The sequence below is a fragment of the Domibacillus iocasae genome, from assembly GCF_001750285.1.
In the GTDB taxonomy this organism is placed as follows: domain Bacteria; phylum Bacillota; class Bacilli; order Bacillales; family Domibacillaceae; genus Domibacillus; species Domibacillus iocasae.
Window position 1 is genome coordinate 1 of the sequence record NZ_MAMP01000015.1, and the last position, 15,040, is coordinate 15,040.

Sequence of the window (15,040 nt, forward strand, 5' to 3'; positions counted from 1 at the left end):
AACGAAATTTTTGTTTCTCCAGAAGAAATAACCCCGTTGTCGTACTCATGGCATATAGCTATTCAGGAATACAAGAAATATATCACCAGAAGTTTGGGTTAAAAAGCAAAGCCCCGGTTTCGGCCGGGGTTAATTTCTACTTAGCTTGTATATCCTCAATGCTCTTCATTTTTTCAACTTTTAGACCTTCTTCAAAAAAATCATTTCAGCAGATTTCAAATCCTTAATGAAGAAACTTATCTCATTATGTAAATCTCTTGAAAATATATAATGATATAGATAGGGAAACATTTGATGATTTATTAGTTAAGCCTATATTAGAAGGGTTTATCGATTATGTTGAAAAAGAAGAACCTGATGGGGAAGTTTTAAAGTTACGAGAATGGACATTTAGTCATGAATATGGTTTTTCAAATTTAACGAGAAAAACAAAGCTCGAAGTGCTAAAAGCAGAAGGGTATTCTGAGGAAGATATTAAAAATGGAAAAGAAAACGATTTAGAGAGGTTGCTTTTTAATTTTGCTAATGAATTCATGTATGAAAAAATAAATATCCAAATTCCTGGCGGATCACTTTTCATTTCGGAATATAATAGCGATGGGTCAGAAGGAATTCTACAAATTGACACCTATGTGGTTACAAAGGGTAGATACAAGCGTAAATCAGAGAATTTCTATACAGTGATGGATATTTTAAGCGCTAAAAAATATCCATTTATTAAAGAAAAGGACTGGGGTTCTCCTGAGAGATATGGAGGCTTTAAAGATTTAGACATAGGCGAGAACAAGTTTATATTATTAAATAATGAAAAAATTCTTTATGAACTTCCAAACAACTTAGCAGGTCTTGCGGATTCTATTAATATATTCGAAGGGCAGGGCATGGATTATGAAGCAGCCAAAATTTATCTTAAGCAAATGAATAAACAAAATGAAGATTTATTAGATTTTTGGAATGAATAATATCAAAACATCGGAGAAGAGAAGTTGTATTTGAAGTTTTACTATAATTATATAGAAAAAGCCCGCATTGGATTAATTCCACTGCGGGTTTTATTTGTTATGCTATAAACCAATGTTTGAGAATAGGGACAGTGACAACTGCATGTAAAAAGTTAAAATTTTCTTATTGAGCTAACGGGGCAGTATAGTTGAACAAGAAAATATGATAGACTTAATTTACAAAAAATTCAAAAAGGAGTTTTAACTTTGAATACTTTAACAATTAAAGAACTTAAATTACGTAATGAGGTAATTGAAGCATTTCCAATTATGAAGCAGTTACGAACTCATCTTGAGGAAGGTACTTATCTTGAATTAGTAATGGAAGCACAAGAAGTAGATAGATATAAAATTTTGGCTTTATTTGATGATGATAAAATTGTGGCTGTTACCGGGTTTAAGCCAATGACAACACTTTATTATGGAAGATTTGTTTGGGTTTGTGATTTGGTTACGGACACTAATATACGGTCAAAAGGATACGGTGAAAAACTACTTACATATGTTCATGAATGGGCAAAAGAAAATAAGTATGAAAGTGTTGCTCTATCTTCAGGGTTACAGCGTATAGATGCACACCGTTTTTATGAAGATAAGATGAATTATGACAAAGTAAGTTATGTGTTTAAAACACCTTTAAAATAAGTACGATATTAAACTCCCTTGAAAGAATAATAAATATTTCATCATCTGTGGTGCTGCAAAGTGCGGCATGGATGGCTAGCGGGGCAGGTTACTTCAATAAGAAAAGATAAAGCGATTGAATAAACAAACGGAAAATGGTGTAAATATCCATATCTATATTAGGGGAGAATGAAATGGTAGAATACGCAAAAACATTTTGGACAAACAATGGTGGATTTACCATCAGTACCAATAAGAGTTTCTTGAAAACAGAAGTAATACATAATTTCCTTAGTAACGATTCTTACTGGGGAAAGGGGATTGCTAAAGAATTAGTAGAAGCATCAATTGAAAATTCGATACTTTGCTATGGAGTGTACGAAGGGAATCCACATGATGGTCCAGCTATACAGGTTGGTTTTGCCCGAGTTGTATCTGATCTTGTAAGATTTTCTTGGATAGGTGATGTTTTTATACTTCCTGATTATAGAGGTCGGGGACTTAGCAAATGGTTAATGGGTGTAATTACAGAACATCCAAAATTAAAAGGAACAAGTTTTCAGCTTGCTACAAAAGATGCTCATTCTCTTTATACACAATTTGGATTTAAGCCATTAGGACAAATTGAAAATAGAATGAACAGACCTCTTGATTGGGACATTGTATATGAAGGTTATAAAATAAACAAATAATTGACCAGACTTTGTTCAACTCCTATGAAAGAATAATAAATATTTCATCATTTGTGGTGCTGCGAAGTGCGGCATGAATGGCTAACGGGTGCTTTTGTTTAATATCTCGGCTGTCATTTCGGCAGCCTTTTCTTATACAGCTAACGGAGCAGATTAATTTATTAAAGTACTTTTCAATTTACCATTAAACTAATGCACAACAAATGTTATATTGGTTAAATATTACAAAAGTGTATAAAGGAGAGGGAATTATTGAGCAAAATAAATTATTCTATTGTTGATGTTTTTTCACAAGGGAAATATACAGGTAATCAACTAGCTGTTTTTAAAAATGCTGGAAACATTTCTGACCATGAAATGCAGCAAATAGCTAAGGAAGTTAATTATTCTGAAACTACTTTTATTTTATCTAACGCAATACAAGACAAGGGGTATGATGTTCGTATTTTCACTCCTAATGAAGAAGTTCCTTTTGCTGGACACCCGACTCTAGGAACGGCACATGTTATTCAAAACGAATTATTAGAAGAACCCATGGATAAACTTTTATTAAATTTTAAAGCTGGCCAGATACCCGTTGTATTCGATAATCAAGATGAAGTAATTTGGATGAAACAGAACGAACCGACTTTTGGCCAAGTTCTAGAAGCAAATAAAATCTCTGAGGTTTTAAATATTAATAAAGAATACATAGATAATCAATTTCCTATTCAAGAGGTTTCAACAGGGCTTCCCGTTATTATTGTCCCCTTAAAATCTTTAGAAGCGGTTAAAAAAGTAAGGATTAATAAAGAAAAATACTTTGAGTTAATTGAACATACAGATGCAAAAGCAATTATGGTTTTTTGTCCTGAAGCATATAGTTCGGAAAATGATGTTAATGTTCGAGACTTTGCAGATTATTATGGTGTTCCCGAAGATGCAGCTACTGGAAGTGCGAATGGCTGTTTAGCCTCTTACTTAGTTAAATATCGTTACTTTGAGAAAAGTGAGATTAGTATTCGTGTAGAGCAGGGATATGAAATAAAAAGACCTTCTTTATTATTTCTAAAGGCAAGTGACGAAAACGGAAGAATTAGTGTTTATGTAGGAGGCAAGGTAGAAAAAATTGCTCAGGGTGAGTGGTTTTTATAACTTTCTTCTTTAACTAACGGGGTGCTTTAAGTTTAATATCCAAAGTTATCATAAGCCGAAAATATGCAAGTTTTTATTCATTCTTTGTATGTTTTCGGCTTTCTTACATTCAAAAAACATACAGCCGTAAACAGCATTTTTTAATTGCCAAATACAAATGTTACAAAACCTTGCAGAACCTCTTATTTAAAATGCTACAAAAGTTAGTAAATGCTAAGTTTTTTCTTGTGCTACAAAACTAGGCAAAACTAGATGTTTTAAAAAAACAAACTCAATTCTTGCTGTAACGTTAAAACTTACCGTTACAAACCGCTTGCCGGTGCGGTCTGAAGGCGTGTCGAAACGTTAAAACAACGTTCCTTTTGAATAGTAACGTTACGATTGGAGCGCTTCTTTATTTGGAGTATTTTGAATGGAGTACTCCGTATTTATTTTTTGTACTCCAAATGTTGTACAAAAAAGGATGCATAGATTTGCAACCGCTAAACCCTGTTGGATAAGGGGTTTGAGCTAATCTTTACGTAGTACTTTTACGGAGTACATGTTAAGAAATGTTAAGGTTTTTTCCGGAACAAAACTCAAATACCGCAAAGGTTGCACCCTTTTTAGCTGTTTCTAAAACAAACAAAGCGGCTATATATGCAGCTTAAACCCTGTTGTATCGATGTTTTGAATGGTAACGCTGAAGGGTAACGTTTGTTGTACTTTTGGAGTACAACGTTACTTTTCCGAAACGGAACAGAAGCAGAAAGGTTGCAAGCTGCACCCCTGGTACATAAGGATTTAAGACGGATTATCCGTTTGTAGTAATGCACCCTTTTAAAGTGAATTTCCGAAACAAACAAAAAGGTTGCATTGAAATGAGTCAATAAAATGCCCTGAAGCATGGTTATTTCATAATAGAGGATGGATAGATATGGATACATCATGCTACTGTGCGGCTTCTTGAAAAGACCGGAATTGGTCTAGGAGGATATAAGGGGGGACACATTTGGCATGCCGAAAGCAGTCAAAGTAGTAGCAAAAGAAATCGGCTTCAATGCATTTAAAGGAGAAAAGGATACACGGGTTTATACAGGAATGTTTACGTCTCTTGAATCAGCTGAAGAAGCCCGGGTGCTTCTTAATGCTGAACATGGGTACAATCCTATTATCAAAAAGTATCCGTAACCAAATATCGGATTGGTAATAAGATGTATATTAATGAATGAATAGAAATCGAATTTGATTGAACTGCCCTCAACAGAGCAGGAAAGTCCTTGTTGATGGGCAGTTTTCTTATTGTTCACTGCTTGAATTTTTGTTTAATTTGGCAACTTTCTTTTTTACTTGTTCTGCTGTTATTAATGTTCGGCATGTTCATTTTGCTCTTGATCGTGTTTGTGAATAGTATTCACCTTGATTATGCGGTCCGGCTCTCGGCCAAAACCATCAATCTCTAAACGATCCTTGAACACTTGGATTACAGAGTACGCATTGGTATCGGGTGTATCCAGCATGCCCTGGAAAGTCACATATTTGATTCCGTTTTTCTCGTTATAATTGCCTGCATGATTATGCCCGTTAAAGTAAGCCACTACATTGCCCGCGGACTCTAGTTCCCGCGTAATATCTGCGTCATTCCATGCATTGTGCTCGTTGGCAGGGTATACCGGATGATGCCCAATCACCACGACTTTTTCATTCTTTTTAGCCGATTTTTTCAGAACGTTATGTAGCCATGTCATTTGTTCGGAGCTTACTCCGCCATTCCAGGTCTGGGCATTTTTCGCTCCCGACGCTTTTAGTTGATTATACATCTTTTCGGCTTGTTGGTATTTCGCGGAACCAGGTTCATTTGCATACAGGCTCAGGTCATTGGTATCTAACACGACAAAACGCCAGCCTTTTTCAGCAAAGTCATAATATTGATTCTTCATATCCAAAATGTCGATCACTTGGTCTGTTGGTACCGCGAAATCGTGGTTGCCGAGCACGTTATATTTTGGCCCTTCAATTTTGTTGAAATAAGGAAGAATGGTATTAAAACTATCCAGGTTCCGGTCGATCATATCGCCCATCTGTACGGTGAACTTAAGATCATGCTGATTGAGTTCAGCAGTTGCTTCCTGCAGTTTGCTTATCGAATTTCGGTAATAGCGTACACCCGCTTCATCACAATCACAGTATTGGATATCGGTAATAAGCCCGAATTCAAAGGAAGGCTTTTTGTTTGTATATTCGTTCCTTTCTGCAGATGCAGATGTTGATGCGAATAGAGACAACCCTAATGCGACAGAAGCACTCATATACATGAATTTTTGTGCCGCGCCTGATTTTCTTGGTTTGATTGACATTAATAAATTCCCTCCAATTTTTCAACTAACGTTTTCATCATAATGTATTAAATCGAAGAAAATGATAGATTTACCCAATCTTTAGGGATTCTTAAAATCTTAATATTTGATTTACAAAGCCTGCAACCGGTAAAACTACGAATGTTTTTGGTGTTTTTAATGGATAATCGGGTATTGGTGTGAAAATTAAAGGGTTTCAATTTAAACGAAGCAGTTTAATAAGAGGTTCTGTCAAACGATAATGCGATTTTTAAATCATTAAAAATTACATTCCTAAAACAGTAATATACTTGGTTGAAGAACTCTTTACCTCAATCTATAATGGGGTGAACGTAAATGTCATCAAGCGAAACCAAGACAAATATTCGGTATGAGAACTGCGGACGTCCTGCAGAATTCCACGAGGGAGATACTTATTATGAAGCCAAATAAGTGTCAGTTCAAGGTGATCTGCGAGACATCCAGCTGTTTCACACAGCACGTGGCAGCGAGTTCAAAAACCAGCTGATTGATGAAATGTTAGTGACGTTCAAAGTAATAAAAACAGAGTTTATCAGCCAAATGAAATTTGATAGTTTGGAGCATCTTACACTCGAATTCAGTGACTATGTCAACTGGTTTAACAAGCTGCGAATTCACGGAACCTAGGCTATGTGAGTCCAATTGAATACAAACGACTGTCCTTTAAAAAGTTGCCTGATTTAGTCTTGACAATCCATTGCGACATTTGCGACTCCCTAAAAAGGAATTTCCGGAATAAATGGACTCCCTAAAAGGCGAGAGTCCTCACTGGACAAGGCAGATATCACTTTTAAAGAAAACGGTCTTTTTGACCGGTTGCTGCAAGACGAATCGGCGAAATCGCCGAGTCATGAGTAACGGAATGGATTACATTCATTGATTGTATGTCTAGAGGTTATTTTCTGCGAAAATCGGCTGAAATCATAGGGGTTACTTGGGTTACCCTTTTTTATTGGAGACACAAACTGTTAAACGCCTTAAAAAAAATGGATTTTGAACAATTTGAAGGTATCGTGGAAGTTGACGAGACCTATTTTTATACTCGCAAAAAGGGCAGAGTGACATTGTTGGGCGTAAACCTCGTAAACGTGGCGGGAAATCCAAGCACAGAGGAATCAGTCACGAACAGGTTTGTGTTTTGGTGGCGAGAGACCGTACAAAAGCAACTGTCTCCAAAATTGCTTGTATGGGACGTGTTGTAAAAACCAAAATTGGTAAAATGATTGGTTCAAAGCTAACAACTGATAATATACTTGTAACAGATGCTTGGAGAGGCTATAAAACTTACGCAAAAGAGAAAGGCATAGAACATTACCGAATTAAATCAAATGATGGAAAGCACGTTATAAAGGGCTTATACCATATTCAAAATGTGAATGATCTCCATTCACGTATAAAACAATGGATAAACCGTTTTAAGAGCGTGGCTACAAAATATCTTGCTAATTACCTTGCGTGGTTCCTCTTTGTGGATAGTCGCAGCAATGAAAGCACTAGGCACAATATTAAAGAGTTTTTGCTGTCATCACTTGCATTGGAAATGACAGATACATATGATAGCTTACGTTTGTCTAAATTCAGCATTTAACGTCTAAAAGGAGGGTATAATTTGTTAGATTATATTTGGTTAAATGATAAGTCATCCATCTTAAAACAACTTCCAGGCAACTTTAAATCCGCAGCACTATTACTCCACCCTTTTGTCCAAATGCCTTCAGGGTGGGAAAAAACAATAAGGAAAAACTCATATCAACACATTTATCCGAGCGATGAAGAGATCATTACACTTGGCAAATGCGTTCCTTGGCGAAAAATGATTTCTGATAGTGGTTTAAATTCCTATAAAGAACTGGCATTAGCTTTGATAACTTCCATCGGTGCTTTCAATAAAGAATATGAAAGAAAAGATTTAGCTAATAAATTAAATTTAAATCTCAACCCAGATTTTTTTTATCCAACAGAAGATAGTACATCCGTGTTTTTGATGGATAGTTTACTGAAAGTCATTGGCTCAAAAGGAGCTAAAAAGTTATATTTCTCAGACCCAATATCCGATAATAATGGATTATTGAATATCAACGATACGTCTTCATTAGATATATGTAACCTGTCGGGTCTAGAGTTAATTGTGGCTGATGAAAATACGGATTACGGTTTTATGAGTTTGTATGACTCCTTTACAACCTTGTTGTTTGCGAAAGATGAAAGCATTGAGGATATTGTTCAATTGATGAATTGGGAAGCTATAATATGCGACCAAAAAACCTCTATTGACTGGTATATGTAATAAGGAACTTCTAGCTTAGAAGTTCCTTTAAATTACAATGTTAATTTTGATACCCTCTCCAAATATCGGTAAATTTGTTGTCTGCTCCAAAAGGGTCAAATGCTAGAAAAGGTTGGACTATGAGGGTTCAAAGAGGAAAATGGTTTATGGATTCTAAAGGAAATTGGCATAAAAAGAATTTGTTGAATAAAAAGAGCCCTTATTATGATGAAAGTGTAGGAAACTCTACTCACATTCCAACAAGAAGGAGACGCTAAATTGTCAGGTGAAAAAAATAATTTATTCTTAGATATATCTTCTGCTTATGAGCAAAATGATTCTTCAAAATTAAAAGCACTTTATGTTCTTTGTGACCTTGTAGAGAGCTATGAATACAAAGATGAAAATATTGAAGGAATTAATGAGATATTAGATTTCCTTTTTTCAAAATTAATAATAGAAAAAAAGAATGAAATTATAAGGCGAATTTCTGATGCAATAAACCTTATATTTATGTATCAAGATATAAGAGATTTTGATTTTAAGTCTACTATACAGTATCTAGAACGGTTAGACGATTATTCACTGTCCAACATCCTCGAAGTTTTAGGCTACTCTAGAGATAAAGATTTCTTGGGGTTACTTGAAAAATACAAAAGCCACAAATCTATTGATGTAAGAGAGGCAGCTTATATGGCTATTGATTTTTTAAAGAATACAGATTGAAATTACAAGCTAGTTTTGTAAGTACACTACTGCTTAACATTTGACAGATAATAAGTATAGGAAGAACCTCGCCTGTTAATTTTTGAAGCAGCGAGGTTCTTTTTTTACAAGAAAAACTTATTAAGAAGATGAAAATACAGTCACGATTACGGACGGCTATTAACAATAACAATTGAAGAAAGGGCTGTTTTTAGTTTATAGGTAAGAATCATTACCATTTCTATTTTCATATATGTATTAATGCAAACAATCAGTTGACCGCCACAAGTAGTATATGCTTATGTACAGAACAATCCCGTAATGCTAGATAACCCGGATGGCGAGCATCCACTTGTGGCGGTAGGTGTATATGTCGGTGGCCGGCTCGTTATAAAATACGTCGCGAAAAAAAGTGTTAAATATGCAGCCAAAAGGTATAAAGAAAAACTGAAAACTGGTAAGGGGCACGGGAATAGATCAAACTATAATCCCGCAACTTTATATAAAAAAGTAGACGAACATGGTAATCTTCTTAAATGGGAGATAACTAAACATAAAGACCCAACAAAAAGATATACCAAGAAACAAATAGGCAAAGGACGGGTAATTGCATTAAAACGTGGTCCTAGAAAAACTATCTTAAAAATGGAACGTAGATTAGTAGAAACCCGACCAGGTCCTCATAATCGAGAACGCTAGGCCGGTAAACGGAGATGATAATATGGAAAGTTCATCTTATATTACTTTTGGATGTCAAATAGGTGGTCCAAAAGCTGGTGAAGTTATGCAACCTCACCTAATTAAACTGAGTTTGTTATTAGATAAATATTGTGATTATCCGTATTCAAATGACGTTGATGAATTTGCACCTATTGGGAGAATAGACGGTAATATTTATTATTGGAAGTTTGAAGGATGTGAAAAATTAAGATTAAGTAAAAAATATCGATATATTACAGTTGATATAGGTATGCCAAAATCTAGATGGGAAGAAAAATCTGATTATGAAATTAGAGAATATCTAATAAATTGCTTCCAAGAGGCTCTTTCTCTTATAGTAAAAAGATTAAAAAAAGAAAAATTTTCTATCGATGATAAGAAGTTGTTTACAGACTTTGAAAAAGTCAAGGTAGACTATCTTCAAATTAACTAAGCTTCATCAGTCTAAGGTCGTTCTTATAAATTTACAAAGCATAGTGTTTTTATACTCTTATGTTTCTTCCGTTTTCATTATAATTGTTAAAGAGGTGAGAAATCTGTGGAAATTATAAACAAAGATCTTTTTATTGATGATACTGATTTAGGAAGGATTGATGAGCTGTTAGTGGGGGGTATCATTGATTTGGATGAGTGCGTTAATGTTCTCTTCATGCTGATGGGAGACTCGCCGGCATACGTTCAGGAAGTACGTTTTTACAGATCTCCAAAAGATGAAGAGGATAAGCGGATCATAGAAATGGTTCTGCAAGCAGTGAGAGAATTTATCCAACATAAGAAAAATGATTAAGCATCCTACAGGGCGCTATTTGTTTGCTCAAAAATAAAAAAAGAGCGGCTGCCCTCGGACTGCTGCTCTTTTTTATTGCTCTTTTATTGCTCTGATTTTTTTTGAAAAAATTTGTCCGCAGAGGCTCCATGTCAAGCGACAAAATCAGAATGAATAAATTATATTAATAACGAATAAATATACTACTATTTGGTACATCAGCTAAATGCCAAATACAGGTTTTTGGTTAGTCAATAATCCTTTACACAAAGTTCCTATTGTTTAGCAAGTGTTTTTCAAATTCTTTTGCGGGTACAGGTCTTCCAAAAAGGTAGCCTTGTCCATATCTACAATTGTGTTTTAACAGCATTTTAACCTGCTGTTCCTCTTCTATTCCTTCAGCGATGACTTGGAGATTTAAGCTCGTTCCAATCTCTGTAATGGCTTTTACTATGGCTTGATTAGCTGGATCATTAAGGTCATCAATGAAAGATTTATCCAATTTTATGACATCGACTGGTAATGTTTTCAAGGCGTATAAGGATGAATAGCCGGTACCAAAATCATCAATTGACGTTCGAACTCCGAGTACTCTTAGGTCATAGAGTATTTCAGTAGACTGCTTTAGATTCTGTATAATACTTTCAGTAATTTCTAGTTCAAGAAAATGAGCATCTAAATGGGTTTCTTGTAGGATATTACGGACCATTTGAATAAAATCATTTTGTTGAAATTGACGGACAGAAACATTTACTGACAGGTATATTAAAGGCAGTCCTGCGGTCTGCCACTTTTTTATTTGTTCACAAGCTGTTTTCAGCACCCATTCGCCAATCGAAACAATTTGCCCCGTTTCTTCAGCTACTGGAATAAATTCAGCAGGAGAAACAATCCCAAGTTCCGGATGTTCCCATCGCAGTAAAGCCTCCGTTCCAACCATCTTTCCTGTACGCATGTCTACTTTGGGCTGATAATGAAGAGAAAACTGGTTCTTCTCAATAGCCCCTCTTAAACCATTTTCTATATTCATTTTTCGAAACAGTAGGTTATGAATTGTTGGATTATATAACTGAAAATTATTTTTCCCTTTTTCTTTTGCTAGATACATGGCTGCATCAGCATTTTTGAGTAATAGTTCGGCATCTTCTCCTTGTTCCGGATAGATGCTTATTCCTATACTTGGAGTGATCACAAGTTTATTACCTTTAATTGAAAAGGGTTTACTTGAGCCTTTTAGAATGCTTTCTACTACGGTAAGAATAAGAGACATATCGGTTATTTGAGGAAGCAAAATCAGAAATTCATCTCCCCCTATCCGATAGACAATACCGCGTTCTTGCAAGACGGTTTGTATTCGTTGCGAAAATTCTTTTAGTAATTCGTCTCCTATATAATGTCCTAAAGTGTCATTTACCCCTTTAAAACGGTCTAAATCAATTACCAACAAAGCTGCCATATTTCCGTTGCTTTTGGCCTGGTTAAGCACCTCCTGTATATCAACGTTGAACTTAGATCGGTTATATAAGCTGGTCAGGGGATCGTGATACGCTAAATATTTATATTCTTCCATTAATTTTTCGTTTTTTTTCATTATCGAAAGCTGGCGTACGATAATTAGTAGGACGGTAAGAGAGAAGCCGATAATTAGGAAGTCTATATGGTGATAGTTCTTATAAATAATCAATAGCAAAAGAAAAATAACACTTACATAAAGAAAAATACTATAGTTACTCTTTACATAATGAGGAGAAGTAGAGTTAGTTTCCTTTTGATGTTCCTGAGAGTATAATCCTGCTAAGCCTTTTAACAATAATGGGATTTGCCAAAAGGGATCAATAAAATAACCTACGGCCGAAGTGTTGTTTAAAGAATAATAAACATAAAGTAAATCCCCAATAATTTGTATAATAAATCCAGTGAAAATGACCAGGAAAAATATTTTTTGATCCCGGCATTGGGAAAGATAATATAAACTGATGGCAACAAGTAAGAACCCTAAATCAAATATTGGATAAGCCAAGGTGACCAAAGTATAACTTATTGAGTTACCAGATATTTCACAAATAGGTTCAATTATATATTGAAGACTTAGGGCAACAACTATAATCATGAAGAGAACAATATTAAAGATAAATGGCCTAATTGACACAGAGTTGAGCATCAATTTTGCTCTATAGATAAAGGCAATTAAATAAATGGAGTAAGTTGCTAACCACAAGATATCTGCCCAGCTTGGATAGGGGAGCGCTATTGATAAAATATTTTGATAGTAAAAACAGATACTATAGGCCGCAGTATAAAACAACGCTCCAATACTTAGTAGAAGCCAAAAATATCGATATTTTGTCGTTGTAACCTGATAAGTTTGAAATAGCCAAATAAAACTGACCATGCTTCCTATCATTGAAAAAATATTTGTCCCTAAAAAGCGCATCCAGTCATTTTCCCGAAAGATAAAAATCCAAGTACAAAATGTAAAAAAGTAGATAAGAATAAAAAGAAATGCAGACCGTCTAAAGGACGCCATATAATCGCCTCAATTGTTTAAAGTGTATGAATTTGAGAAGGGTAGAAATGAAAAATTCTACTTCGTTGGTATTATCTTGAAAAAATCAAATGAAATGCTGTTATCCCACTCAAATTTCACAGAATCTGAGGGGGATTTGTTACTGATAATGTGACGTTATGTCAACTCCATATGTATAAGATATTCAAACAGATTTAATTGAATAATTTAAAGATTACCTCTAACCAAACATATTAATAAATATATCGGCTTATTTTTTAGATCTTAAAGATATAGGGTGAGGATAGGAGCTTATTGAATTAAAAGATTTATCAATCTAACAAGTAGTGAATACAACATAAAGGGTATTTTGTTGCATTTGGAAATGAACGAGAAAACAGGTGTGATCCCTTAGTTATCAAGGGATCACACCTGTTTTCGCTTGGATGCCGATCTTTGAATACGACATATTGGATATTTATATTATATTTAATATAACAAAACGAATGAAAAAAGAGGGGTTTTCATGGTTGCTAGAAAAGGGAAAAACAGCGTGGATTCGATCTGAAGGTTCTCTACCATTAAAAGTTTGTGAAATAATGTCCTTAAAGTAACGAGGGCGTTAGTTAAAGAAAGAACAAATAAGGGAAGTACTTGCTCCTTTATTTGTTCTTTTGATGGAATATCAATACTGTCGTTTAACAGTTCCTAAAACATTAAGAGCAAAACAACTCAATTGTTATTCAACAGTGGGTCCGTATAAATGAACAATCTTATTTTTAGATTGAGCAGCAGTTGACCGATACTGTTTATTAAAATTTTACTATGAGGTGTGCAAAATGAGGGTGAAGACTTTAAAAAAAGTATGGGTTATAATATTCCTTTTTCTTTTCTATGTAGTCTTTTTGGACAAAGAGGTAGTATTGGAAAGTCACTCACCTTATACAGACCGTCATATTCAAGTTATTCAATATGGGACAGGAATATTTGGTTGGAAGACTGTTCGAGTTGTTTACTTAGACAGAAATGAAGTAATTGCTAAAAAGCCATTTGCTTTATTAAGGCAGGTAGGTAGCTTTAATGATAGGTATGTATCATGGATTGAGCTTGAGCGTTCACTGTCAGAAAGTGTAAGTATTGAAACGGTTTATAGCACTAATTTTTTTGGTGATGCAGAATCGAGACGAATGGAATTCACTTATGCTTCATTAGAAACGGAAACAAGAACATCGCCTTATTATCCCTAAAGCAGTTAGTCAACAGTACGTCCATAAGGTGTATCACAGAACAAACAACAGGGCTTTTATCAACATTAGGCTTTAACAAAGCCTAAATATAAAAACCGGTCTGCCATTTTACGGAAGACCTGTTTACTTTTTAAGCTCAAATCCAATATGATTCAGCGCTTGCTCCAAGTTGGCCACGATTAAAATAGTACCCAACTCCGCATTCATCTGAACGGCTTTCATGGCAAGATCCGGCTGAAACCCCGTTAATATCGGAGTCACGCCAATGAGTTTTAAGATTGTGACGATTTTCAAGAGCGATGCGATTACGGTTTCATTTATGTACATAATACCGGATAAATCAATGACAAGGTGATTGAGTCTAAGTTCTTGGCTTTTAAACAGAGCTGTTTCAATGATGCCTTCCGCCCGACGTTCATCGATGTCGCCAACAACTGGCAGGATCGCGACGCCGCTTGTAATCGGCACAACGGGTGCTGCTGTTTGATAAAGCTGCTGATGTGAATAATCAAGTTCAAGTACATACGTTAACAAGGAAGACATCGTTTCAAAAAGCGATATTTGTTCATCAGTAAAAGAGTGTTTTTTCGTATCCAGTCCACAAATCGTTCCATAGTTTTCGCCATCTTTATAATTAATGGGAATGGCGATAAACGTGCCGCCTCCTAAATGTTTCGTTACATTCATTTCTTTTGTTTTTTCATCCATACTTAAATCAGGAATAATGAGGATTCTGTCTCCATGCTTTACACTTAAGCTGCAATAGCTTTCGTAAAAAGGAAGTTCTTCTCCTTCAGATACCAATATATCTTCTTTGTTAAACACTTTTATCATGCGATTTGTTTTTCCGTCATTCCGCGCGATAAACAATGTATTTATGTCAACGAATTCCGCCATTAATTGAAGCGCTCGAATGGCCGCTTCTTCAATATCTCGAAATTGGGTATTGTTTGGTCTTGTGTATGTTGTATTCATATAAACGTCCACGCTTCTTTCGTCAGCAAATTTCAAATCATTGGACT

16 protein-coding genes and 1 pseudogene are annotated in these 15,040 nt (G+C 35.1%); 14 read left to right on the forward strand and 3 right to left on the reverse strand.

Annotation, left to right across the window (positions count from 1 at the left end; translation table 11 throughout):
- The first annotated feature begins 257 nt into the window (after positions 1 to 257).
- The 5 genes from BA724_RS06705 to BA724_RS18570 all read left to right on the forward strand — a co-directional run bounded on the left by BA724_RS06705 (position 258) and on the right by BA724_RS18570 (position 4,621).
- Entirely contained in the window at positions 258 to 962 is a 705-nt protein-coding gene (locus BA724_RS06705; RefSeq protein WP_069937898.1) for a hypothetical protein, read from the forward strand.
- A gap of 246 nt (positions 963 to 1,208) precedes the next feature.
- The gene (locus BA724_RS06710) at positions 1,209 to 1,646 is read left to right on the forward strand and encodes a GNAT family N-acetyltransferase (RefSeq protein WP_069937899.1); all 438 of its coding nucleotides are present in this window, start codon (positions 1,209 to 1,211) and stop codon (positions 1,644 to 1,646) included.
- 173 nt (positions 1,647 to 1,819) lie between these two features.
- The gene (locus BA724_RS06715) at positions 1,820 to 2,317 is read left to right on the forward strand and encodes a GNAT family N-acetyltransferase (RefSeq protein WP_069937900.1); all 498 of its coding nucleotides are present in this window, start codon (positions 1,820 to 1,822) and stop codon (positions 2,315 to 2,317) included.
- A gap of 252 nt (positions 2,318 to 2,569) precedes the next feature.
- On the forward strand, positions 2,570 to 3,451 hold the full coding sequence (locus tag BA724_RS06720; RefSeq protein WP_069937901.1) for a PhzF family phenazine biosynthesis protein: 882 nt from the start codon (positions 2,570 to 2,572) through the stop codon (positions 3,449 to 3,451).
- A gap of 996 nt (positions 3,452 to 4,447) precedes the next feature.
- Positions 4,448 to 4,621, forward strand: coding sequence for an SPOR domain-containing protein (locus BA724_RS18570; RefSeq protein WP_169818518.1), 174 nt, complete (start codon positions 4,448 to 4,450; stop codon positions 4,619 to 4,621).
- Between the two features lie 173 nt (positions 4,622 to 4,794).
- Here the strand turns inward: BA724_RS18570 and BA724_RS06725 are convergent, their stop codons facing one another.
- On the reverse strand, positions 4,795 to 5,787 hold the full coding sequence (locus BA724_RS06725) for a metallophosphoesterase (RefSeq protein ID WP_083256118.1): 993 nt from the start codon (positions 5,785 to 5,787) through the stop codon (positions 4,795 to 4,797).
- A 432-nt stretch (positions 5,788 to 6,219) separates the two neighbouring features.
- Between BA724_RS06725 and BA724_RS06730 the strand changes: the two genes are divergently transcribed.
- The 8 genes and pseudogenes from BA724_RS06730 (at position 6,220) to BA724_RS06765 (ending at position 10,286) form a co-directional block, all read left to right on the forward strand.
- The gene (locus tag BA724_RS06730) at positions 6,220 to 6,435 is read left to right on the forward strand and encodes an IS3 family transposase (RefSeq protein WP_069937902.1); all 216 of its coding nucleotides are present in this window, start codon (positions 6,220 to 6,222) and stop codon (positions 6,433 to 6,435) included.
- Positions 6,436 to 6,668: 233 nt separating this feature from the next.
- A pseudogene (locus BA724_RS17930) lies at positions 6,669 to 7,396 on the forward strand (IS1595 family transposase); the annotation flags it as partial.
- Positions 7,397 to 7,417: 21 nt separating this feature from the next.
- Positions 7,418 to 8,095 carry a DUF2711 family protein gene (locus tag BA724_RS06745; protein WP_069937905.1) on the forward strand — a complete coding sequence of 226 codons (678 nt, stop codon included), beginning with the start codon at positions 7,418 to 7,420 and terminating at the stop codon, positions 8,093 to 8,095.
- A 77-nt stretch (positions 8,096 to 8,172) separates the two neighbouring features.
- Entirely contained in the window at positions 8,173 to 8,352 is a 180-nt protein-coding gene (locus tag BA724_RS19220; RefSeq protein WP_169818519.1) for a polymorphic toxin type 30 domain-containing protein, read from the forward strand.
- A 1-nt stretch (position 8,353) separates the two neighbouring features.
- The gene (locus tag BA724_RS06750) at positions 8,354 to 8,800 is read left to right on the forward strand and encodes a hypothetical protein (RefSeq protein WP_069937906.1); all 447 of its coding nucleotides are present in this window, start codon (positions 8,354 to 8,356) and stop codon (positions 8,798 to 8,800) included.
- Positions 8,801 to 9,133: 333 nt separating this feature from the next.
- Positions 9,134 to 9,478 (forward strand): hypothetical protein, encoded by a 345-nt coding sequence (locus tag BA724_RS06755; protein ID WP_141719889.1) that lies wholly within the window; start codon positions 9,134 to 9,136, stop codon positions 9,476 to 9,478.
- Positions 9,479 to 9,500: 22 nt separating this feature from the next.
- Positions 9,501 to 9,932 (forward strand): hypothetical protein, encoded by a 432-nt coding sequence (locus BA724_RS06760; RefSeq protein ID WP_069937908.1) that lies wholly within the window; start codon positions 9,501 to 9,503, stop codon positions 9,930 to 9,932.
- Between the two features lie 105 nt (positions 9,933 to 10,037).
- Positions 10,038 to 10,286, forward strand: a complete 249-nt coding sequence (locus BA724_RS06765) for a hypothetical protein (RefSeq protein ID WP_069937909.1) — start codon at positions 10,038 to 10,040, stop codon at positions 10,284 to 10,286.
- 241 nt (positions 10,287 to 10,527) lie between these two features.
- On the opposite strand, the gene BA724_RS06770 is transcribed toward BA724_RS06765, so the two are convergent.
- The gene (locus tag BA724_RS06770; protein ID WP_169818520.1) at positions 10,528 to 12,699 is read right to left on the reverse strand and encodes a putative bifunctional diguanylate cyclase/phosphodiesterase; all 2,172 of its coding nucleotides are present in this window, start codon (positions 12,697 to 12,699) and stop codon (positions 10,528 to 10,530) included.
- Between the two features lie 917 nt (positions 12,700 to 13,616).
- Here BA724_RS06770 and BA724_RS06775 point away from each other — a divergent pair.
- Complete coding sequence (locus BA724_RS06775; RefSeq protein WP_141719890.1) at positions 13,617 to 14,018, forward strand: hypothetical protein; 402 nt, start codon at positions 13,617 to 13,619, stop codon at positions 14,016 to 14,018.
- A gap of 123 nt (positions 14,019 to 14,141) precedes the next feature.
- Here BA724_RS06775 and BA724_RS06780 read toward each other — a convergent pair whose 3' ends face one another.
- A complete protein-coding gene (locus BA724_RS06780) occupies positions 14,142 to 14,993 on the reverse strand; it encodes an STAS domain-containing protein (RefSeq protein WP_069937911.1) in 852 nt (283 codons plus the stop codon).
- Positions 14,994 to 15,040: the final 47 nt, after the last annotated feature.

Coding starts and splice junctions, on each gene's coding strand:
- BA724_RS06725 (WP_083256118.1), bottom strand. CDS start 5,787: ATGTCAATCAAACCAAGAAAATCAGGCGCGGCACAAAAATTCATGTAT.
- BA724_RS06760 (WP_069937908.1), top strand. CDS start 9,501: ATGGAAAGTTCATCTTATATTACTTTTGGATGTCAAATAGGTGGTCCA.
- BA724_RS06715 (WP_069937900.1), top strand. CDS start 1,820: ATGGTAGAATACGCAAAAACATTTTGGACAAACAATGGTGGATTTACC.
- BA724_RS06770 (WP_169818520.1), bottom strand. CDS start 12,699: ATGCGCTTTTTAGGGACAAATATTTTTTCAATGATAGGAAGCATGGTC.
- BA724_RS18570 (WP_169818518.1), top strand. CDS start 4,448: ATGCCGAAAGCAGTCAAAGTAGTAGCAAAAGAAATCGGCTTCAATGCA.
- BA724_RS06780 (WP_069937911.1), bottom strand. CDS start 14,993: ATGAATACAACATACACAAGACCAAACAATACCCAATTTCGAGATATT.